Below are 20,808 nucleotides of genomic sequence, written 5' to 3'. Positions count from 1 at the left end.
CCCGCAAGCGGCGCGGATCGTTGCGGCGCCACACGATCGAACCATTGAAATTGCTGCGCTTTTCAGCGCGAATGGCGTGAATTTACAGCTCGTTAACTAGTTACGAGCGAGAATCGCGCTCTGATAGGCCGCAACGAACGCTCGGTTACGAAAGCGTTGATGGAGAACAGGCATGGCCCTCAAGGTCGAGCTCAGACCGCACGAACGTATCATCGTCGGTAACTGCGTGATTACCAACACGGACCAGCGCGCCCGCCTCCTGATCGACGGCGACAACGTGCCGATCCTGCGCGAACGCGACATCCTCACCCCGGAGACCGCCGATACGCCCGCCAAGCTCGTCTATCTGGCGGTCCAGCTGATGTACATCTCGCCCGATCCGCAGACCCAGCACGGCACCTACTTCAACTTGGTGCGCGACATCGTCACCGCGGTGCCGAGCGCCTGGCCGATCATCGAGTGCATCAACAACAACATCCTGAACGGCGACCTCTACCGGGCGCTCAAGGATGCCCGCAAGCTGATCGCCTATGAAGAGAAGCTGCGGAGCCAGTTCGAGGCCACCCATCCCAAGGCGGAAGCGGACAAGGACGACGTGAGCTCCGCCGCCTGACCATTGGCGGCCGCGCCACGCGAACGACGCATCCCGCAAACGACAACGGCCCCGGATCAACTCCGGGGCCGTTGTCGTTTCAGGGAATGCGAGGCGCGCTATTGCACCGCGAGCGGCGGCGCCTCGACCTCGATCAGATCGTTGCCGCACCGCCGGCCGCCGAAGTCCAGCACCGCCGCGAGCAGCGCATCGATGTCGGCTTCCTCGGTGCGGTGATTGACGATCGCGGCGCGGATCGCGAACCTGCCGTTCAGCGTCGTGCTCGACGGCGCCGCTATTCCGGATTCCTGGATGTCGGCGACGATCTCGCGATTGACCGCATCATCGGCACGATAGCGGAAGCAGACGATGTTGAGGTTGACCGGCGCCAGCAATTGCAGCCGCGGCTCGGCCAGCACGCGCGCTTCGAGGTATTTGGCGAGCGCACAGCTTCGCGCGATCGCGGCTCCCAGCCGTTCGGTGCCGAACGTCTTCAGGGTGAACCACGTCTTCAGCGCACGGAAACCACGCGACAGATCCGGGCCGAGATCGCAGGGCCAGACCGCGCCCGCCGCAAGTCCCCTCGCCTCGCGGCTGAGATAGGCAGCAGGCTGCGCGAAGGCCTGGCGATGCTGCTCGTCGTCGCGCACCAGCAGGAAGCCGGCATCGTAGGGCACCTGCCCCCATTTGTGGAAATCGAGCGCAATGGAATCTGCAAGCTCGATGCCGCCGAGCAGCGGCGCGAGCTCGGGCGAGAAGATCGCAAGCGCACCAAAGGCACCGTCGACGTGAAACCAGATTCCTTCTTCGCGGCACAGCTCCGCGACGGCTTTGAGGTCGTCGATCGCGCCGATGTCGACCGTGCCAGCGGAGGCGACGACGAGGAACGGCTTGAAGCCGACCTCGCGATCGACGACGATCTGCGCGCGCAGCGCGGCAACGTCGATGCGATGATCGGCATCGACGCCGATTTTGCGCAGCGCATCGGTGCCGAGCCCGGCAATGTCCATCGCCCTGGAGACACAGCCATGTGCGACCTGGGACGTATAGGCCGTCAGCAACGCGCCGTCATTGCCGATGCCGTGCTGCCGCGCCAGCGTGCCGAGCGCGGTCGTGCGCGCCACCAGCACCGCCATCAGATTGGCCATCGAGGTGCCCGTGACGAAGATGCCGCTGGCATTGTCCGGAAACGCGAACAGGCGGCGCATCCAGTCGACGATCTGCCGCTCGACCTCGATCGGCATGTGGTCGCGTCCGCCGAGATTGGCGTTGAGGCCGGCCGCGAGCATCTCCGCGAGCATGCCGACCGCGGTGCCGCCGCCATGCACCCAGCCCATGAAGCCGGGATGGACGTTGCCGGTCGCATACGGCGCGACGTTTTCAGCGAACTCGCGATAGACGTCGGCGAGATCGCTCGCCTCGCGCGGCACGTCGGACTTCATCGCCGCGCGGGCGTCATTGGGGATCGGCTGCCAAACGGGACGAGCCCGAACATTAGCGATGCCGTCGATCGCCTCGTCGAGCATGCGATGGGCGAGCGCGCGAAATTCGCTCCAATCCTGCGGATCGAGCGACGTGCGCGCAACGGAGCTTCGTGCGTTGCGGATGATCTCGTTCATGCTGCGCTCCCCTCGCCCGCACCTGCATGCCGTGACAGCATCGCCGAGAACGCCGCAAAGATCTTGCGCATCTGCGGCGGCTTGTAGGGAAACACGACCGGGGAATCCATGTTGTGGACGACCGCGGTGTTGTCGGCCTCGAAGACCAGCAGTTCGCGGTTCTCGTTCTCGGCGCAATCGACGATGAAATAGTCGAGACCGACGCGCTTGCTCATCTCGTCGAGTGCGTGTCTGTGACGCTCGGCAAAGGCACGATCGAAGTCGAGCATGAAGGCGGCCTCTTCGGCCCGTTTCTCTTCGCTGAACGCCATATAGGCGTTGAGGTACCAGATGTCCCAGCGGTCGGCGATCGCCATGTGGCAGGCGTAAGGCTTGCCGTCGACCATCGCCAGACGATATTTGCGGTAGAGCCCGTCGGGGCTGACATAATCGACGAAGCGCGCGACGAAGAAGTCCTGCTCGCCGCGCTCGGCGAGATAGGCGGCGAGCGCCGCCGCATCGTCGAGCTTTGCGAGTCCGACGCCGGCATGAGAGCCGCGCGGCCGCGCGATCATCGGAAAGCGCAGCTCATCCGCGATATCCTTGCAGGCGATCTGCGCTCTGGAGAGATCGGACAATTGTGCGCGCGTTGCGTGGATGGTCGCGGGAATGTCGAGGCCCGGAACACCCGCGAGCAGCCGATGCAGCTTGTCGCGATCGAGATTGCCGATGCGATCGGGGCGATTGAGCAGCGGGCGCGGCCAGTGCGGCGCCGCCTTCTCGATCGAGGCGAGCGCCGCGCGGCATTCCTCGGAATCCGAGGCGACCACGATGGCGACGTCGTGCTCGGGCAAACTCTCGGGCAAGGCGACGCCCTTAATCACGTAGAGCGTCAGCAGCTCGATGTCGGAGCCTTCGAGCAGAAAATCGATCGGCGTGTTGCCGCCCATGTCGATGTCGGCGGCGAGCGCGAGCACGCGCAAGACCGGCTTGGAAGCGGCGCTCGGCGTGCGGAACAATTGATGGAAGGTCAGCACCTCCGACTGGATCGCAAGCCCCTGATCCTTGTCGCCGAGAAGCTGCGTGATCAACGACAGATCGAGCCCTTCGCCCGCATGCGCCGTGCCCGCCGCGATCCGCGCCAGCAAATGGTCGCGCAACGGATGCAGATCAACACCTTCAAATGCCTGCCGCGTCAACTGCGCGAAGCCGATGCGATCGGCGTAGTTCGCCGCGGTCATGCCGATCGGCGCGGAAACCTGATGCTGCATCTCACACCTCGAACGCGGAGTTTACCGGCGCGCTTGCGACCGCGCCACGGTCCAGCAGCAGCTCGATCTTTACCAGGACATGGGCGATGCGATCGAGCACGTGCCGGACGTTGCGCCTGGCCTCTGCCGCATCCGGCGACCAGGCCTCGGTCACGAGCCGGGCGCCGACGCAAAGCCGCAGCACCGCCTGCGGTGCCCCGTCCTGCCGCTCCAGACGGACCGGCTGGCCGATCAGGCAGCGCTGCGCGGCGACCTGACGGTCCGCCGCGCTGCCGCTGATCTCCTCGTTCATGTCACGCGCCAGTGCCCGGTGAAGGGCTGAGGTCTCGGCCGTCGAAACCGGTCTGCCGTCGCGCAGCAGCATGAACGGAAAGATCGTGGTTTGTGCAAATTCTTCGTCATCCGCGCCAGCGGTGGTGGTCGCGGCTGGAACGGCGCGAAGCGACGGCGACAACGCGATCATGCTGTCGATGCCGGCACCGAGCTCGGCGAGCACCCTGGCGCGGAATGCGCCGGGCACGGCGTAGTAGCTGCCGATTTCGGCGAGCGCCGCCTCCCAGCGCAGCCATTGACCGAAGTTCGGCCGCCGTTCGAAGCGCGAGCGCAGCGCCGTCCAGGCCATCGGCCAATCGCAGCGGCCCGCATAGTCGAAGAAGCCCGGCGCGATCCCCTCGATCCGGTCGAGCGACCGCGACAGTCCCTTCGGTACCAGCAGCGCGCCGCTGAAGGCAGGGCCGCTGAAGAATTTCGAGCCCGTCGTCAGCACCATGTAGCCGCGGTCGAGATAGGCGCGCAGCCGGCGGCGGCCGAGCCGGGCCTGGCAGGCATCGACGACGATCTGGACCTTGCGCGGCCAGCGCCGCGCGATCTCATCCAGGCAGGCCGCGCTCGGCGCGCGCCAGCCGAGCTTCGATGCGTCCATGATTTGGAGCAGCACGGGCGACCCTTGCGCGATCGTCGCCTCGACCGCTTGCAGCACAGCGGCATCGGCGTCCGCGCGCATCGCGATCTCCGGCCCTACCGCAAGCAGCGGCAATGCGAGACTGGCGCCGGCGAGCCCTGCGACCGCGCCGTCCTTGCGAACCGCAAGCCCGCTCGCCGTCATGGAGCTGAAATGGTGGCCTCGGGCAGTATGGGGCGTCCCGCTTCCGGTCTGGTCGGCGCCGACCACGATCGTCACCGGCGGCGCGCCGAGCACCGCGCGTGCCAGGAACAGGGCGTGAAGCTGTGAATCCGTACCCGAAGGCGAGAACACGATGTCGACGCGCGGCGGCAGCTGGAGATGACCGCGCAGCTCGTCCCGCATGTCCTCGCAGCGTGCATCGAAGGCGATCTCGACCTCGTCGAACAGGCACTTGTGCATCAACTCTTCGCGCGCCAACGCGGCACGGTCATAGGCAGCCTGCGAGATCGTCGATGCGGTCGATGATGCGAAATTCCAGATCTCCGGCTCCGGCGAGGCCGCGCAGCCATAGCCGTTGACGCGATCGCGTGGATCGAGCGCCAGCCGCGGATCGCCGCCGGAGACGAGGAGCGTGTCGAGTGGCGTGAAGAGATCGCGCAGGCGATAACGCGAGCCGCCGTCGGAGGCGCGCTCCAGTCCTGACAGACGGGATGCGCCGGCGCTCATCCCGGAAGGCTCACGCCGCATCGGCCGCCGTCCCTGCGGGAACGGCTGCGAATTGCGAGGCGATGTCGCCGTGGAAGACCGACGGCCCGACGTGATCGAGCGAGCTCTGGATGTCGGCCCAGATCTCGCCGCCGATGTCGGTCCAGCGTTTGCAGAAGGCGAAGTCCTCGGACAGATACGTGCCTGTCGCCGGATCGATCATGCATTCGAACAATGCGAACCGGTTCTGGCTCGCGACCAGCGAGTCGTGCGAATGCTCGCGGAAGAACTGCAGCGACGCATAATTCGGGTGCCGGCACATCGCCTCCAGCACGTGGCGGCGGATCATCAGGAAGCCCGTGCCCGCATAACGCACGCGGGTAAAGCCGTTGACCACGACGATGCGGTCGGGATCCTCGATCTCGAGCACGTAGTCGAGCGAGGCGGCCGGCACGTCGGCGCGACCCGACTGGATCGCCCGCGCGGCCTTGTCCCAGTTGACCCGCTTGATCGGATAGCAGCCGGCGACGACGTCCGCGCCGCATTCGATCAGGCGGAAGACCTGCTCCGGCTTGAAGCCGATGTCGGCGTCGATGAACAGGAAATGCGTGGCCTTGGGGTCGTCCAGGAACAGCGCGACCAGATTGGCGCGCGCGCGGGTGATCAGCGCATCGCCGTCCCGCAGCAGCACCTTGAGCTCGAGATTGGACATGCCGTGCACGGCGCGCTGCAGCGCGAAGATCGAGCTGGCATAGATGCTCGACACCTGCCCGCCGAAGCACGGCGTTGCCACCACCAATTGCATCTTGTCCGACATCGACAGCTCCGCCCCGCTCCAATCCTCACCAAGAGGTAAAGAGGCATGGTTAACGGCGCCTTAACGTCTCCTTACAGGAACTTGACGAGCGAGAGCTGCGCCAGGTTCGAGGTGACCTGGTAGGAGGCCTGGAGCGCGTTCTGGAGCGCCAGCAACTGGCTCGCGACCTGGTCGGGCGAGGCCGATTCCGCCTGGTCGATGATGGTCTGGAGCTGCGCCTTGGCCTGGGTCTGGCGCGTCGAGGCGTCCTTCATCGTGTTCTGGGCCATCGCGATGTCGGTCTGGATGTCCTCGATGCGCTGCTGACCGGGCTGCTGGGTCAGCGCCTGCGTCACCCGCAGGCTCAGCGCGGAGACCTGTCCGCCCGAATATTGCCCGGTCGGCGAGGTCGCGAAGGTGCCGAACACGGCGGTCACCTGCAATTGGCGGCGGATCGCGTCCTCGTTCGCCTGCGCGCCGTACTGCACCGTGACGGAATCGTCGACCCGCGCCATCGCGGTGGAGCGCGCCGAGCCCGGCCCGTCGTTACCGAGGTACCATTTCACTGTCGTGGCGGAGCCGTTGACGAGGGTCGTCGCCGAGCTCGCCGGCTGGGGAACGCGCAAGGGAGGCGTCGCTGCGGTGACCGGAGCGGACGTGAAGCCGAGCTTCCCGAACGCCGTGCCGTTGGAGCTCGTGATGTTCAGACTTCCGGGATCGTCCGTGTTGATCGTGATCACCCCGACGCTGATGGTCGACGGCTTCGACGTGCCGGTGATCTGATCGATCTTGCCGAGCAGGGTCTGGATGCTGTCATCGACGTTGAGCTGGTTGCCGGTGGCACCCGAATTGACGAAGGTGATGGTGGTGCCGTTGACGGTGATGGTGTCGCCGGCGGCATATCCGGGCGAAATCGAATCCGAGCCGCTGGTGCCGGACAGTGTCGTCGCGCCGGTCGCCGGAGCCGGCGGCACGACCTGATTCACCGCCGGCTGGTTCGCGATCGCCGATCCCACCGTGTTGAAGAAATTGTCGCCGGCGGCCATGGCCGACGCCGCGACCAGCGAGGTGCCCGCGAGCTTCTTGATCGCGGTGTTCAGCGCCGTGTTGAGATTCGAGGCGGTGATGTTCGGGTCGGGCGCGACCGGCGGAATGGCATTGGGCTGACCGGGGTCGATCGCGAAGCTGCCGAGCGGCGTCGGCGTCGCGGTGGACGCGGTCAGGTCGATCTGCTCGGTCGAGCCGTCCGGCAGCGTGAACTGAATGCTCAGCTTGTCGCCGTTGACGGGGTTGTTGCCGTTGAGATCGACCGAGAACGACACCGGTGAGCCGCTCGGGCCCGTGACCGTCGCGCCCGTCAGCGTCGAGGACGCCGCCTTGAGCTTGAGCCCGAACGGCGAGCCTGCGACGTCCTCCGACACCTGCACCACCGCGCTCGGCGTCACGTGCGTTTGCACCAGCCGCCCCATGCCGTTGGCGCCGAGGTCGGCGGCCTGGCGCTCCGCCATCACGGTCTTGAAGCCGGCCTGCGTCGTGGTGCCGTTGATGATGTCGCCGGCATCGGCGACCGACTGCGTGTTGACGGCGGTTCCGGAGAACAGATAGCGGTTGCCCGTCTGGGTGTTGAGCACGCCGACCATCGAGCCGAACTGGGCCGCGGCGGTATTCTGCGCGATGGTCTGGCCGTTGACGTTGAGATCCTGCGCGGTGTTGGCGGCGCCCGTCTGCACGGTACTGCGGATCTTGGTCAGCGCCTGCAAGGCGGTGTTGGAGAGATTGATGCTGACATTGACGTTGGTGATCGTGTCGGTATAGGCGGCGATGTTAGAGAGCTGCGCGCGCCCGGCGATCGCGAAGCCCTCGTTGGTCCCCATTCCGGAATAGTTCTGCGACAGCTTGCCGGTCGAGAGCTGCGTCGACAGATCGGTGAGCTGCTGGTTGATGTTGCGGATCTGCGCGCCGAGAACCGACGAGGAGTAATTGATACTGCTGATCGACATGTTTCAGCGCCCTGTTACTGGTTACAATTGAGCCTGGATCAACGTGTTCATCATGCTCTGCACCACCGACATGACGTGGGCGTTGGCGGCATAGGCATTCTGCAGCTGGATCAGGTTCGACATCTCCGAGTCCAGGTTGACCTTGGAGGTCGAGTCGAACTTGGCCTGCAGCGTCGAGACCACGACGCTCTGACCCTGCTGGAGCTGGGTGGCCTGGGTCGAGGCATTGGCCTGGATGCTCAGGAACTGCTGCAAATAGTTCGAGACGCTGCCGGTGAAGGGCTGGTTGGCCGAGCCGAGACCGCTTTGCGGTGAATAGGAGAACACCGCCGAGGTGAGCTGCGAGTAGAGATAGTCCGAACGCGTGGTGTCGCCGGAGGGCGTCACCGGCGAGGTGTTGTAGACCGACATCCTGGTCGGATCGGCGGCCAGCTGCGTGTTCACCTTGATGCGTCCGGCAAGGCCGGTCAGCTGCGAACCCGACGACGTGATCGCGCCGGTGTAGAGCGCCTGCCCGCCGTCGGTGAACACGGCCAGTTGCGGATTGCCCGAGGTCAGCGACGAAATCGTCTTGCTCGTCGTGGCCGAGTTGACCTTGGCGAGACCGGAATTGTCGTCCGTAACCCGCAGCGTCGTGGCGTTCGCCGGCGCTGGCGCCGCAGAGAAGCTGAGATGCGAGGTCGAAAGCGCGGTGTTGAGCGCCGAGGCGATCGCGCCCATGCCGCCGGAAAAATTCACGCCGATCTGCATCGGATTGGCGTTGGTCGCATTCTGCAGCGGCAACGCCGCCGGATCGGTCACGTTCACCAACGTGATCTGACGCTGGGTGTTGGTGGCCGTGTCGGTGTAAGTGAAGGTGGCGGTGTTGCCCGGCAGCGCACCGGCGAGGTCGACATCGAAGCCTGCCGGCGGACCGGAGACGGTGCTGCCGGCAGTGGTCTTGTCGGAGAGCGCGCTCGACATCGTCGCGGCAAGCTGGTCGATCTGGTTCTGGGCCTGCACCAGCGTCTGGTCGCGCAGCTTGAGATCGGCCGCGATCTGGCCCGACGAGACCACGTTGTTGGCAACGACGTCGACCTTCGAGCCGTTCGGCAGCACGATGTTGAGCGCGCCGACCCCCGACTTGGCGGGATCGGTGTTGTACAGCGATGTCGCCGACATCGCGCCTGCGGACGCGAAGGTGAATTGCGAGGCAAGCCCGGCACCAACGAGCTGGATGCCTGTCGTCGTATAGATGTTGGCCTGGTTCGAACCGTCGGTGGTGACGCGGACGTCGACATATTTCGACAACGTGCTGATGGCCTGGTCGCGCTGGTCCATCAGCGTCGCGGCCGAGGGGTCGTTTGCCGACAGGCCCTGCAGCTTGGAGTTGATGGTGGCGACCTGCTGCATGGCAGCGTTCGCGGCCTGCGCCGAGGTGCCGAGATCCTGCTCGACGTTGGAGCGCAGCGACTGGATGCCCTTGGTGGTGACGTTGAGCTGCGTGGCCAGCGCCTGCGCCGCACCGAGGGCAACCGTTTGCGCCGACGACGCGCCCGAGCTGGTCGACAGCGCCTGCAGCGACGTGGTGAAGTTGTTCAGCGCGGTTTCGAGCGTGCCGCTGTTGCCGGGCGTGCCATAGACACTCTGAAGCTGCTTCAGGATGTTGGCCATCTGGTCGGCGTAACCGCCGCCGCCGGTCTCGGTGCGCAGCTGGTTCTGTACAAAGGTGTCGAGCTCCCGGCTGACGCCGGTCGTCATCGCCGTCGAGCCGAAATCGCCGGTGGTGACCTCGATCTGGTTCGCGCTCTGGGCGACGTAACCCGGCGTCTGCGCATTCGCGACGTTCGAGGAGACGATCGAGAGCGCGGCCTGGTTGGCACGCAGACCGCTCATCGCACTGGCGAGGGCTGAACTCAAACCCATGTTACTTGCCGCCTTTGGTTACGTCGCGCGCCGATCAGCGCAACACGTTCAGAAGGTCCTGCACCATCGAATTCGCGGTCGTGATCACCTTGGTGTTGGCCGAGTAGGCCTGCTGGGTCACGATCAGCTTGGTGAATTCGTCGGCGATGTCGGTGTTCGAGCCTTCCAGCGACGAGCCGCTGATGCTCCCCGATGCGCCGTCGATCGCGGGCCCCGACTGGTCGGTCGCGGCATAAGCACCGCCGTCCATCGCCTTCAAATAATTGGTGCCGTTGAAATGCGACAGCGAGACCTGTGCGAGGTTCAGGTTCTGGCCGTTGGAGAAGGTGCCGACCACGAGGCCGCTGTTGTTGACGGCGACCGAGCGAAGCTGGCCCGCGGCGTAGCCGTTCTGGGTGATGGTGTTGATGGTCACCGCGCCGCTGGTAGAGGCATATTGCGTCAGTCCGCCGGTGGAGATGTTGAAGGCGACGGAGCCGAGCGACTGGCCGCTGACGCTGACATTGTTGATGGTGATGCCCGACCCGCTCGGCGTGGTCAGCGAGCCGTCGGAAGCGAAGGTGAAAGCCTGGCCCGTATTGACCCAGCCGACCGTCGTGCCGGTCGCATTCGGATCGGTCTGATAGAACAGATTCCAGCTGTCGGAATGCCCTGCACCCAGCGAGGCGCTGTCGGTCTTGGCCCAGCGCAATTGCAGGTTCACGGGCGTACCGGCCGCATTGTAGGCGGTCACCGCGCCGCCGCTGATCGATTCCTTGGTGAAGGTCGCGATGTCGTTGCCGATAACGCCGCCGGTGCCGGCGGTGCCGCCGCCGTTACGGTTCTTGGTGATGGTGGAGGTAAAGCCGAGCGCGGCGAAGGCGGCGCTGTTCGAGCTGGACACCGACAGGTTTGACACGGTGCCCGTGTTCAACGTGATCACACCGCTGGTGCTGACGGACGAGCCGGTGGCGCCGGAGAGCGCATCGATCTTGCCGAGCAGCGTCGTGATGTTGTCGGTGATGTTGATCTGGTTCGGACCGCTCGCGCCCGAAGCCATGAATGTCAGCGTCTGGCCGTTGACGGTGATCGTGTCGGCAGGCGGGCCCGCCGAAAAGCCGGAGGTGAGGACTTGGGCGCCGCCGGCCGTCGCGCTGCCGCTCAACAGCGTTGCCCCGGAGATGGCGGGCGAGGACAGCACGTTGCCGCCGCGCGTCACGCTGGTGATGCCGAGCGCCGTAGCCGCTGTGCCGCTGTTCACGGCCACGTCCGTGGTGGTGCCGCTCGAAATCACGATGTTGCCGCTGGCGCTCAACGAAGCGGTGACGCCGGGGCCGGCTGCGTTCTGAATTGCGGTCAGAATGTCCTGGACCGTCGCCGGCGTACCGGCGCCCAGGCCGATGGTCGAGTTGGTGCCGAGCGTGACCGTGTTGCCGGCGTTGAAGGTGATCGTGTTGCTGCCGTTGATGGTCAGCGTCTGGCCGCTCAACGCGGTGAGGATGCTCGATGCCAGATGCGTGCCGAGGGCATTATCCAGCGATGTCGTCGTGGATGCCACGGCCGACGAGTTGTTCTGCAGAGCTACCGATCCGGTGTTGGTCGTCGACGAATAGGGCGAGCGGACGTTGCCCGTGGCCGCGGCGCCCGAAGCGGTGTTGTTGGTGTAAGGCGCGGGCGGCGTGCCGACCGGCAGCGGGTTGGCAGAGAAATCCGACGGGTTGATGCCGCCGGCCGCCAGCAGCGTCCCGCTCCCGGCGGTCGAGCTCGCGGCCGTGTTCGGCTGGGTCGGCAGGTTGGCGGCGTACTGGATCGAAGTGGTCGCCTGGGCGGGAATGAAGTTGTTCTGGAATTTCAGGACGTTCGCCACATTGCCGGTTGGGTTGCCGGTCTTCGGGTCGACCGTGACGCCCATCAAATAATAGCCGGCGCCGTTGACCAGGTTGCCGTTGGCATTGAGCTGGAAGTCGCCGCGACGGGTATAGTAGGTGACGCCGCTGAACACCGGCACGTTGTCGACGACGCCGGTTGCCTTCTGGATCGAGAAGAAGCCGTCGCCGGTGATCGCCATGTTGGTGGCGACGGTGGAGCCCGAGATCGTGCCCTGCGTGGTGATGGTGGCCTTCGCATTGGCCGTCACGCCGCCCGCGACCTGCTTGCTCGGAACCGAGGAGTCGGGAATGAGATCGACGAAGCTGGTGCCGATGCCCTTGTAACCGGTGGTGGATGAGTTCGCGATGTTGCCGGAAATGTTCTGCAGCGCGTAGGACTGCGCCTGCAGGCCACCCACCGAGGTGTTCATTGCATCGAAGATACCCATAACTTTGTCTCCAAATCCGATCTCGGCGGCCGGTCGACCAGGGCCGCAGTCGGGGGAGACAGTCGCAAGGGCCATGCCAATGCGGGTAACTTCACGAAATCAATGACTTAACGAAAAAGCCCCGGTCGGGTGACCGGGGCACAATTGCCGGGACCGGCAACAATTGCCGGGGAGGATCGTCGTTCCGGAGCGATGCGAAGCATCGAATCCGGAACCTCGAGATTCCGGATTCGATGCTGACGCATCGCTCCGGAATGACACCTCAATCCATCACGTCGCGGACGCCGCGGCCGGATGGAACACCAGCCCGAAACCGTCGATGCAATAGCGCAGGCCGGTCGGCTTCGGACCGTCGTCGAAGACGTGGCCGAGATGGCCGCCGCAGCGGCGGCAATGCACCTCGGTGCGCAGCATGCCGTAGGTCCGGTCCTCGGTCTTGCCGACATTGCCCTCGATCGGCTGGTAGAAGCTCGGCCAGCCGGTACCGCTTTCGAACTTGGTATCGGAGGCAAACAGCGGCAGGTCGCAGCCCGCGCAGGCGAAGGTGCCCTTGCGGTGCTCCTTCAAGAGGGGGCTGGATCCCGGCCGCTCGGTGCCTTCCTTGCGCAGGATCTCATATTGCTGCGGCGTGAGCTGGGCGCGCCACTCGGCGTCCGTCTTCTCGATCTCGAATTTCTGAGCGGCCTTCTGGCCGGCCTCGGCAGGCGTTGCCCTCAGCCAGCGAAGGGCTCCAAGGCCGAACAGGCCGGCGGCAGTCGTCAACAGGATGCGGCGATCAAACATCTCATTCTCCGTGCGGGAGCTCCACGCCCTGAGATACGGGCTCTAACGGCTGACGTTACACGTCCAGGCGATATTTTTCTAAGCCCTATCGCGAAATGTCGGCCTCCTGCGAGGCCGGTTCCGTGGTCCGTTGCTCCGCCTGAACGGCGGGTTTGGGCGGCGGCGCCGGCCGCGGCCGGACGCCGGGCGGCGGGCGGCGCGGACCGGTGCCGGCGGCCCGGTTGGCCTCGGCGAGGCGGGCCTCGCGCTGCCGATCCTTGATCCTGGCTCGTTCGCGGTAGCGGGCGAGCGAGCCTGCGGCGGCGGAACTCGCCCTGCCCCAGATCCCGACCAGTTGGCCGGCCACGCGACCGGTGGCGCCGCCGGCCCAGACCAGCTCGAACGGCGAGAACAGCTTCCAGCGCTCGTCGCCCCACAGGATGCTGCGGGCGATCATCTGCCCGGCCATGGCCGAGGTGTTCATGCCCTGGCGGCCGAACCCGCTCGCCACCCACAGGCCTTTGCGCAACTGGCCGATCTGCGGCATGCCGTGCACGGTCTGGCCGGTGGCGCCGCCGAACATGTCGGTGACCTCGACCTTGCCGAGCTCGGGAAAGACAGCGTGGATCCGCCGCCGGACGGCGCCCGCGAGCCGCTGCGGACGCGCCGCCCAGGTGGTCTCCGGGCTCTCCCACATCAGCCGGTCGCCGTCGACGACGCGGAAATGGTCGACCCCGTCGGAATCCATCACCGATCCCTTGAAGCCGATGATCTCGTGCACGCGCTCGCCGAGCGGCGCGGTGATGCCGGCATAGCGCCAGACCGGCAGCAGCGTTTCCGACAGACGCCGCAACGGCGCGCCGAGATGGATGTTGCCGGCGAGCACGATGTGGGTGGCGCGCAGTCGCGCCGAGGGCGTGACAATGCGCTTGCGGATGCCGGAATGATCGATGCTGACGACCGGCGTGTCCTCGAAGATACGGGCCCCGGCCCGCCGCGCCAGCGCCGCCAGGCCATGCACATATTTGCGTCCGTCGACCTGGAACGCCCGGGGATAATACACGCCGTGGAAGTAACGACCGGTCTTGAGCACCTCACGAACGCGATCGGCCTGCCAGCCCTCGACCTCGGTGTCGAAATCCTCGTTCAGCATCTGCAACCGGCTGATCAGGCGGTCGCCGGCATCGACGTTGGAGACCTCCAGCACGCCGTCGCTTCTGGCGATCCCCGGCATGTTCTCTTCGGTGGCGTTGACCCGGACGAACTCGGCGCCCTCCTTCGACAGCGTCCACAATTCGCGCGCGTCCTCGAAGCCGATGCGCTCGATCAGATCGGTGAGCGGCAGCGCGAAGCCCGGCATCACGGTGCCGAGCTGGTTGCCGGAAGCGTTCCAGCCGATATGGCGTCCCTCGAGCACCGCGACACTGGCCCCGAGCCGGGCCGCCTCCAGCGCGATGGTGAGCCCGGCAAGCCCGGCACCGATGACACAGATGTCGGCGTCGAGGTCGAAGGACAGCCGCGCACGGTCGCGAAAGCCGGCTTCCTCCTGGGACACGCTTGTGAAAGTCTCGCTCATGTCGTTTTCTTAGAGCATGATCCGGAAAGCCGTGCAGCGGTTTTCTGTGGCGACACACCCGGAAATCGGGTTTGCGCCGAGATCATGCTCAAAAACAAAAATTTAGAGCGCGATGAGGATTTGCCCTAGTCTGATCGCGCTTTAAAGCACCGTGCGGGCGCTTGTCACCTTGTCCTCTCCCAGCGCCTGTAGATTATCCAAGCCGTAAAACGATTCGAGAATGCCATGCGCCGTTTGATGTTGCTGCGTCACGCCAAGACCGAGACTGACGCGCCGAGCGGCCGTGACCAGGATCGCCGCCTCGACGACCGCGGCCACAAGGATGCCGCCCAGATGGGCGACTGGATCGCCAGCCATCCGCCCTTCCCCGATACCGTGCTGGTCTCGCACGCCGTCCGGGCCCGGCAGACCTGGGACACCGCCTGGGAGGCGATGAAGGACCGCGTCCCGGCGCCGCAGGTCGAGATCCTGCCGGAACTCTACGGCGCCGATCCCGCGCAGATCCTGGAGTCCATTCGTACTGCAACCGCCCCGGCCGACCCCAAGCAGCTGCTGCTGGTCGCCCATAATCCCGGCATGCACGAGGCCGCCCTCATGCTGATGGGCGGCGGCGACCCGGCCGGCGCCAAGGCGCTCGCCGACAATCTGCCCACCTCGGGGCTTGCGATCTTCGACTTTGACGTCAAGGATTGGGGGGACGTGGCGTACCGCCGCGGCAAGCTGGTGCTGTTCGTCAGTCCCAGGCTGCTTCGATCGGGATGATCGCGCGACGGGCCGGCCCGACCTGCCGGCCGAAAAGATCTGGAGGCGCAGATGTTCAAGTCCATCCTCGTGCCCATCGACCTCGCCGATACCGATCTCGCCAAGCCGGCGATCGCGACCGCGGCCACGCTGTCGCAGACCTGGAGCGGCGTCGTGCGACTGCTCAACGTGATGCCGATGACGCCGGTGATGCTGGCCGAATACGTGCCGGCCGATTTCGACGAGCAGCAGCGCCAGACCTCGGAAGAAGCCCTCGCCATCGTCGCGCGCGAATCCGGCATCGAGGCGGGGCGCATCTCCAGCGTGGTGCGCCAGGGCGGCATCTATCACGAGATCCTCGAGGAGGCCGCGCACATGAAGGCCGAATTGATCGTGATGACCTCGCACCGGCCGGCGATGCGCACCTATTTCCTCGGCTCCAACGCCGGGCACGTGGTGCGCTACGCCAAATGCTCGGTGCTGGTGGTGAGGCATTAGCCTTGTAGCCCGGGTGAGCGAAGCGACACCCGGGGCTGCGCGCGGCGAGAATCCCGGATGTCGCTTCGCTCATCCGGGCTACACAGCCGATGATCGGACACCGAGCTCGGAGCAACGGTATGAAGCAATGGTGGCGACGATGGAGCTACGAGGTCCCGCTCGCGATCGGCGATGCGCTGTGGGACGTGCTGGTCGTCCAACTGGCGGCATTGCTGGACAGGCTGACGGTGCGAAAGATCATCGCCTTCATCCCCGTCGCGATCATCGTCCTCGCCTATTACCACCGGATCCCGATTCCGCCGGAGCTGATGCTGATCGGCGATTTTCTCGCCTATATCGACGTCTTCTCGATTCTGATCCTGTTCGGCGTCCTGAGCCGCGTCACGACGATCCTGTTCGTCATCAAACAGGCGGCGGCACGTATCGCCCTGCTCGCGGGCAGCATCGTCGCGCATGTGCAACGGCTCGACATCCGGCACCGGCGTCAACGCGGTGTCCAGACGAGGCCTCGCCGCAAGCCGGCCCGCTCCGAAGACGATCGAGCTTATGGCAGCGCCTGGGGCGGGATGGCGTTGGCCTGATCGAGGTCGCGTGGGGCGCAATCCACCGGGTCGCTCGGACCGTAGCCCGGGTGAGCGAAGCGACACCCGGGGCCGCTGGCGGCGAGAATCCCGGATGTCGCTTCGCTCATCCGGGCTACGAGGCCACGACATCTTGCGTTGCCCAAACGGGCAAAACACCCGAGATGCCGGTCAATCCGCGCATCGAACAATATTCCGTTTTACCGAATTTTTGGAATGGCGTATCTATCGCCACATCCCGGCCCAACTAAGAGGGGCGTATCGCGATCGTCACGAACGCGGGCCGAGTGGCGGTTGACGCAGGTCACATCGGCGCGACGGGTTTTGCAGGGCGGGAAACCGTGAGCGAAGCCATCGCGCACACGACCGGTGTGATCGGCGTACGGCAAAATCGTGTGGTCCTGACGCCCGCGGTCTGGCGTCAAGTGTTGCGGTGATGTGGAGGGCCCAACCGGGCCCACGCATCGGTCATCCGCAAGGCGACGGGGCAATAGTGCAACGCTCCCGGGGAGAGCACGACATAAGCCGTCAAACCATCGCGCAGGGAAGGCCGGGATGTCTCCGGTTGCCCTGTTCTCCGCTATGCAGCAGCACACGCAGTCTGCCCTTGGCATGGCGGTCCACGGGAGCCAACCGGCTCCCGGTCTTCCCTGCGCCCTCGTTCATGAGGGTGAAGCGACCATGCAAAGCTCGGGCGAGAAACGCCGCGAGGATGCGAAGGTGTGTCTGCAGAGGAAGATGCGCAATGAAGGAGCGATGCCATCACAACGTCATTGCGAGCGCAGCGAAGCAATCCAGAGTCTTTCCGCGGAGGGATTCTGGATTGCTTCGCTGCGCTCGCAATGACGGCGTGGATGCAGTTGAGCGCCACACTCCGCTCTCGTGCCCCGGACGCAGTGCAGCCCCGGCGATGCGAAGCATCGTCCGGTGCGGTGCGCTGCAGAGCCGGGGCCAACGTTGTAGCGAATGCCGTGGCCTGCTGGGTCCCGGCTCTGCGGAGCGTCACTGCGTGCCGCACCGCGTCCGGGACAGGAGCAGCTTACAGATACCGCGTCAGCTCGGCCTTGACCTGTCCGTACACCGCGTCCTCGATCTGGCTGCGGTTGATCCCGATGTCGCGCAGGGCGCGGTCGTCGAGTTCGTTCAGCGTCTTGACGGCGGTACGGCGCTCCATGCGGTCGAACAGCGCGCAGGTGAGATTGAAGAGCGATGCAAGAAAGCCGCTCGTGGAGGACGGGCGTAAATTCTGCCCGGCAGTTTGCGAAATGATGGTCACTTTTCTTCTCCGGCCTAATGGGCCGCGCGGCGAAGCAATTGCCGTTGACGCAGGCGCACTCAGCGCTTGCACCTCATTTGCCGTCGGATTGCTCTCGCTTTCCTCGGCTCAATCGCGGACCTTGATGGAACTTAAATGCTTCAGTACACTTCTCGGAGCAAGCAAAACATTGCTCTCGGTGCAATAATGTCCAAGTTCGAGTACGTGAAGCTCGCCGATGCCATTGCCTCGGATATCTCTAACGGCACGTTAAGGCCTGGCGATCGGCTGCCCCCGCAGCGCAATTTTGCATATGACCGTGGCATTGCAGTCTCAACTGCGAGCCGTGTTTATACGGAATTGCTTCGTCGCGGCCTCGTCGTCGGCGAGGTCGGACGCGGCACCTTCATCTCCGGCGACATCAGGCGCGAGGTCGAGGCCTTGAGCGAGCCGCGCGATGCGCGCATCGATTTCGAGGTCAATTATCCGTTATTGCCGCAGCAATGGGCGATGATCGCCAAGAGCCTTGCGGGGCTCGAGCGCGTCGACGCGCTCGAATCGGCGCTGCGCGTCTCGACCAGCACCGGCACCAAGAGCGCGCGCAATGCAGCCGCCGCCTATCTCGCGCGCAAGGATTTCGCACCACAGGCCGAGCAGATCGTCTTCACCGCCAACGGCAAGCAATCGCTCGCGGCCGCGCTCGCCGCACTCGTTCCGACCGGCGGCCGCTGCGGCGTCGAGGCGCTGACCTATCCTTACGTCAAGAGCATCGCGGCACGGCTCGGCATCACGCTGGTCCCGATCCCGATGGACGAGTTCGGCGCGCGGCCCGATGCGATCCAGAAAGCGCATCGCGAGGCGCATCTGTCGGCGCTGTATCTGCAGCCGATCATCCAGAACCCGCTCGGCGTCACCATGAACGCGACGCGGCGCGCCGACATCATGCGCGTTGCCGAGAAGCTCGACCTCACCATCATCGAAGACGCCGTCTACGGCTTCCTCGCCGACGACACGCCGCTGGCAGCCCTCGGGCCGGACCGCTGCATCGTGATCGACAGCCTGTCCAAGAAGGTCGCGCCCGGCCTTGCGCTCGGCATCCTGGTCGCGCCGCCGCACTTGCGCGAAAGCGTGATGAGCGCGGTTCGCACCGGCGGCTGGATCGCCTCCGGCCATGCGCTCGCCTCCGGACAGCGGCTGATGGCCGACGGCACCGTCGCCGAGCTGACGCGGCTGAAGCGCATCGACGCCGCGCGCCGACAGCAGACCGCCGCAAGGCTGCTCGCGGGCTACCAGATCGCCGCCGACACCCGCGCCTATCATCTGTGGCTGACGCTGCCGCCGCATTGGCGCTCGCAGACCTTCGTCGCGGCCGCGGCGCGCCGCGGCATCGCGCTGACGCCGTCCTCCACCTTCGCGATCGCCCACGGCCATGCGCCGAACGCGGTGCGCCTCGCGATCGCCCCGCCCACCTTCGAGCAGCTCGATTCCGGACTGCGCACCATCGTGTCGCTGCTCGGCACCAAGGAAGAGGATTTCGACTCCACGGAATAGATCGCGTTGCTCAGGCCTCCGGCCACTCCGCGATGAAGCCTTTCGCCTTGTACGGCTCGATCTTGTCCCATTCATGCAGCATGCGGCGGCGAAACTCGGCGTCGGTGTGCCACAGCGCGCGCGGCGTCGCGAAGCTGTCGACTGTGAGCAGCATCTTCGCGACCTCCGGCCAGTGCCGGTGCAGCGTCATCGGATAGCGCCGCGCGGTCCAGGTGTTGCCGAGGCAGATCACGCTGCGGATGTTGGCAAGGCCCAGCGCCGCATCGATGATCGGCAGCGAGAAGATCACGTTCTCGCCGGTGTTCATCGCACGATGCTCTTCGAGGACAAGTTCCGCAGGAATTCCCGCATCGACCATCGCTGCCTTGATGAGCGCGCACTCGGATTGCTCCGAGCCCGGCGTCACCCCGCCGCTGACAATCGCCCAGCGGAAATAACCCTCGCGCCAGAGCCGCGCCGCGGTCTCCGCCCGCAACATCTCGTCCTCTCTCGTGCCGAATACGAACAACAAATCGGCCGGCACGAGCGGCGTCTCGATCAGGTGCCTGCGATTGATCTCGGCGATCTCGTCCGCTGTCAGTTGGCGTGTGGCGGGATGCATGTGCGGCATGGCCGCAGCATGCGGCAGCCGCGCGGAGGCGCGAACTCACGTTTGATTGCTGGCGGTTGCAGAGCTACGGCAGCAAGGATTCCGGCAGGTGCGCCAGCGTATAGGCGCGCGGCTGATTGCGCCGCACGAAGCCGCCGACCTGCCAGGCGAACAGCGCGGCAAAGCCGAGGATGAAGAGAACGCCAGCAAGCTCGCCGGTCATGAGGGCGCGGATCAACAGGCCCACCATCGCAACCGTCAGCACCGCGAGGAACGCCAGCACCATCGCATAGCTGGTGCGGCCGAGCCCTGCGGTCAGCGCCGCGCGGCTGCCGGCCCTGGCCATCCGCGCGTGCAGTTCGACGATGAAAGCGCGAAAGCCGTTGTCCTGCGGCGCCATCAGCGCGGCGGTCTGCCAGCTCGTCGACAGGATCGCGATGCGGCGGCCGGAGGTGTGGGTGATGTCGGCGCGAAAACGATGCTGCTGCATCGAGACCGGGCGGAAGGAGAGCCGGATCGCACTGATCTCGGCAAACGGCCACAGCCCCGAGCGGCCGCCGATGTGCCAGGACAACCCCTCCTCCGCCAGCGCGAAGCGATGCGCCGAGCCGATCAGCGAGGCCTTGTAGGCATAGCTCGTGACCGACGCGGCCTCAGCTTCCGAACCTTGCATCCCCGCAACCGATCCCGTCCACGAAATCCCCTCGGCGATCCGCTTGCGCGATCGCCCTCGCCCATCCTACAAGCGAGGCATGGTTGAGACGATCTTTTTTCCACGCCGCCTGATTCTCGGCGCCGCAATGATCTCCGGCGTGCTGCTGGCGCTCGCGGTGCATATGCTGGGCGCGCGCTACGGTCTCGACCTCGGCGGGCTCTGGCGCTCCGACTCGAATGAGTACATCCCCGCGGGCGCGGCGATCGCATGGTGGCTGATCGCAACGGTCGGCTTTTCCGGCGGCTATTTCACCGCGACCTTGATGCAGAGCGCGGTCTCCGGCCAGATCCCGCAACGGATGCGGCAATTCCTGATCGCGGTCGGCGTGCTGCTGCTGGCAGGCGCGGGCCAGGCGGCCTCGGCGCCAAGCCCGATCCCGACCGCCTCGGGCGTGCTGGCCGGGCTCGCCGCGCTATGCCTCGGCGCGGTCATGGCGTTTTGCGGCGCCCATTTCGCACTGCGCCGCGGCTGAT

General features: G+C 65.7%; 19 protein-coding genes. 7 read left to right on the top strand and 12 right to left on the bottom strand.

Translation table 11 applies throughout. The features are described from left to right. Positions 1 to 172: 172 nt before the first annotated feature. On the top strand, positions 173 to 613 hold the full coding sequence (gene flbT, locus QRQ56_RS00645; protein ID WP_438736818.1) for a flagellar biosynthesis repressor FlbT: 441 nt from the start codon (positions 173 to 175) through the stop codon (positions 611 to 613). Positions 614 to 711: 98 nt separating this feature from the next. On the opposite strand, the gene QRQ56_RS00640 is transcribed toward flbT, so the two are convergent. The 9 genes from QRQ56_RS00640 to QRQ56_RS00600 form a co-directional block, all read right to left on the bottom strand. Then, positions 712 to 2,211 carry a pyridoxal phosphate-dependent decarboxylase family protein gene (locus QRQ56_RS00640; protein ID WP_438736816.1) on the bottom strand — a complete coding sequence of 500 codons (1,500 nt, stop codon included), beginning with the start codon at positions 2,209 to 2,211 and terminating at the stop codon, positions 712 to 714. Then, positions 2,208 to 3,461: an ATP-grasp domain-containing protein gene (locus tag QRQ56_RS00635; RefSeq protein WP_438736814.1), complete on the bottom strand. Its 1,254-nt coding sequence runs from the start codon at positions 3,459 to 3,461 to the stop codon at positions 2,208 to 2,210. Before QRQ56_RS00635 ends, QRQ56_RS00640 begins: the two co-directional genes overlap by 4 nt. A 1-nt stretch (position 3,462) precedes the next feature. Then, the gene (locus QRQ56_RS00630) at positions 3,463 to 5,112 is read right to left on the bottom strand and encodes a hypothetical protein (protein ID WP_438736812.1); all 1,650 of its coding nucleotides are present in this window, start codon (positions 5,110 to 5,112) and stop codon (positions 3,463 to 3,465) included. Beyond that, positions 5,102 to 5,887 carry a hypothetical protein gene (locus QRQ56_RS00625; RefSeq protein WP_438736811.1) on the bottom strand — a complete coding sequence of 262 codons (786 nt, stop codon included), beginning with the start codon at positions 5,885 to 5,887 and terminating at the stop codon, positions 5,102 to 5,104. The genes QRQ56_RS00630 and QRQ56_RS00625 overlap by 11 nt, the downstream gene beginning before the upstream one ends. A 71-nt stretch (positions 5,888 to 5,958) precedes the next feature. Then, complete coding sequence (locus tag QRQ56_RS00620; protein WP_438736809.1) at positions 5,959 to 7,866, bottom strand: flagellar protein; 1,908 nt, start codon at positions 7,864 to 7,866, stop codon at positions 5,959 to 5,961. 21 nt (positions 7,867 to 7,887) lie between these two features. Next, on the bottom strand, positions 7,888 to 9,771 hold the full coding sequence (gene flgK, locus QRQ56_RS00615; RefSeq protein ID WP_438736808.1) for a flagellar hook-associated protein FlgK: 1,884 nt from the start codon (positions 9,769 to 9,771) through the stop codon (positions 7,888 to 7,890). A gap of 34 nt (positions 9,772 to 9,805) precedes the next feature. Next, positions 9,806 to 12,067 (bottom strand): flagellar hook-basal body complex protein, encoded by a 2,262-nt coding sequence (locus QRQ56_RS00610; protein ID WP_438736806.1) that lies wholly within the window; start codon positions 12,065 to 12,067, stop codon positions 9,806 to 9,808. A 270-nt stretch (positions 12,068 to 12,337) separates the two neighbouring features. Continuing rightward, complete coding sequence (gene msrB / locus QRQ56_RS00605) at positions 12,338 to 12,850, bottom strand: peptide-methionine (R)-S-oxide reductase MsrB (RefSeq protein WP_438736804.1); 513 nt, start codon at positions 12,848 to 12,850, stop codon at positions 12,338 to 12,340. An 85-nt stretch (positions 12,851 to 12,935) separates the two neighbouring features. Beyond that, a complete protein-coding gene (locus QRQ56_RS00600; protein WP_438736801.1) occupies positions 12,936 to 14,405 on the bottom strand; it encodes an NAD(P)/FAD-dependent oxidoreductase in 1,470 nt (489 codons plus the stop codon). A gap of 225 nt (positions 14,406 to 14,630) precedes the next feature. On the opposite strand from QRQ56_RS00600, the gene QRQ56_RS00595 reads away from it, so the two are divergent. The 4 genes from QRQ56_RS00595 (at position 14,631) to QRQ56_RS00580 (ending at position 17,071) form a co-directional block, all read left to right on the top strand. Beyond that, on the top strand, positions 14,631 to 15,167 hold the full coding sequence (locus QRQ56_RS00595; RefSeq protein WP_438736798.1) for a SixA phosphatase family protein: 537 nt from the start codon (positions 14,631 to 14,633) through the stop codon (positions 15,165 to 15,167). Between the two features lie 51 nt (positions 15,168 to 15,218). Then, entirely contained in the window at positions 15,219 to 15,644 is a 426-nt protein-coding gene (locus QRQ56_RS00590) for a universal stress protein (protein WP_438736796.1), read from the top strand. A 119-nt stretch (positions 15,645 to 15,763) separates the two neighbouring features. Beyond that, complete coding sequence (locus tag QRQ56_RS00585; RefSeq protein WP_438736794.1) at positions 15,764 to 16,225, top strand: hypothetical protein; 462 nt, start codon at positions 15,764 to 15,766, stop codon at positions 16,223 to 16,225. A gap of 555 nt (positions 16,226 to 16,780) precedes the next feature. Beyond that, positions 16,781 to 17,071 (top strand): hypothetical protein, encoded by a 291-nt coding sequence (locus tag QRQ56_RS00580; RefSeq protein WP_438736793.1) that lies wholly within the window; start codon positions 16,781 to 16,783, stop codon positions 17,069 to 17,071. Positions 17,072 to 17,264: 193 nt separating this feature from the next. On the opposite strand, the gene QRQ56_RS00575 is transcribed toward QRQ56_RS00580, so the two are convergent. Continuing rightward, positions 17,265 to 17,501, bottom strand: coding sequence for a DUF1127 domain-containing protein (locus tag QRQ56_RS00575; RefSeq protein ID WP_438736791.1), 237 nt, complete (start codon positions 17,499 to 17,501; stop codon positions 17,265 to 17,267). Positions 17,502 to 17,687: 186 nt separating this feature from the next. Here QRQ56_RS00575 and QRQ56_RS00570 point away from each other — a divergent pair, with 186 nt between their 5' ends. Beyond that, positions 17,688 to 19,031, top strand: a complete 1,344-nt coding sequence (locus QRQ56_RS00570; RefSeq protein ID WP_438736789.1) for a PLP-dependent aminotransferase family protein — start codon at positions 17,688 to 17,690, stop codon at positions 19,029 to 19,031. Between the two features lie 10 nt (positions 19,032 to 19,041). Here QRQ56_RS00570 and QRQ56_RS00565 read toward each other — a convergent pair whose 3' ends face one another. Both QRQ56_RS00565 and QRQ56_RS00560 read right to left on the bottom strand, forming a co-directional pair. After that, positions 19,042 to 19,632 (bottom strand): YdcF family protein, encoded by a 591-nt coding sequence (locus QRQ56_RS00565; RefSeq protein ID WP_438736787.1) that lies wholly within the window; start codon positions 19,630 to 19,632, stop codon positions 19,042 to 19,044. Between the two features lie 73 nt (positions 19,633 to 19,705). Beyond that, the gene (locus QRQ56_RS00560) at positions 19,706 to 20,293 is read right to left on the bottom strand and encodes a hypothetical protein (RefSeq protein WP_438736786.1); all 588 of its coding nucleotides are present in this window, start codon (positions 20,291 to 20,293) and stop codon (positions 19,706 to 19,708) included. Positions 20,294 to 20,372: 79 nt separating this feature from the next. Between QRQ56_RS00560 and QRQ56_RS00555 the strand changes: the two genes are divergently transcribed. After that, entirely contained in the window at positions 20,373 to 20,807 is a 435-nt protein-coding gene (locus QRQ56_RS00555; protein ID WP_438736784.1) for a hypothetical protein, read from the top strand. Position 20,808 lies beyond the last annotated feature (1 nt).

The organism is Bradyrhizobium sp. U531, from assembly GCF_051710265.1.
Lineage (GTDB): Bacteria > Pseudomonadota > Alphaproteobacteria > Rhizobiales > Xanthobacteraceae > Bradyrhizobium.
Note: the sequence above shows the minus strand (reverse complement) of the source record. Positions and strands in the feature narration are given on the sequence as shown.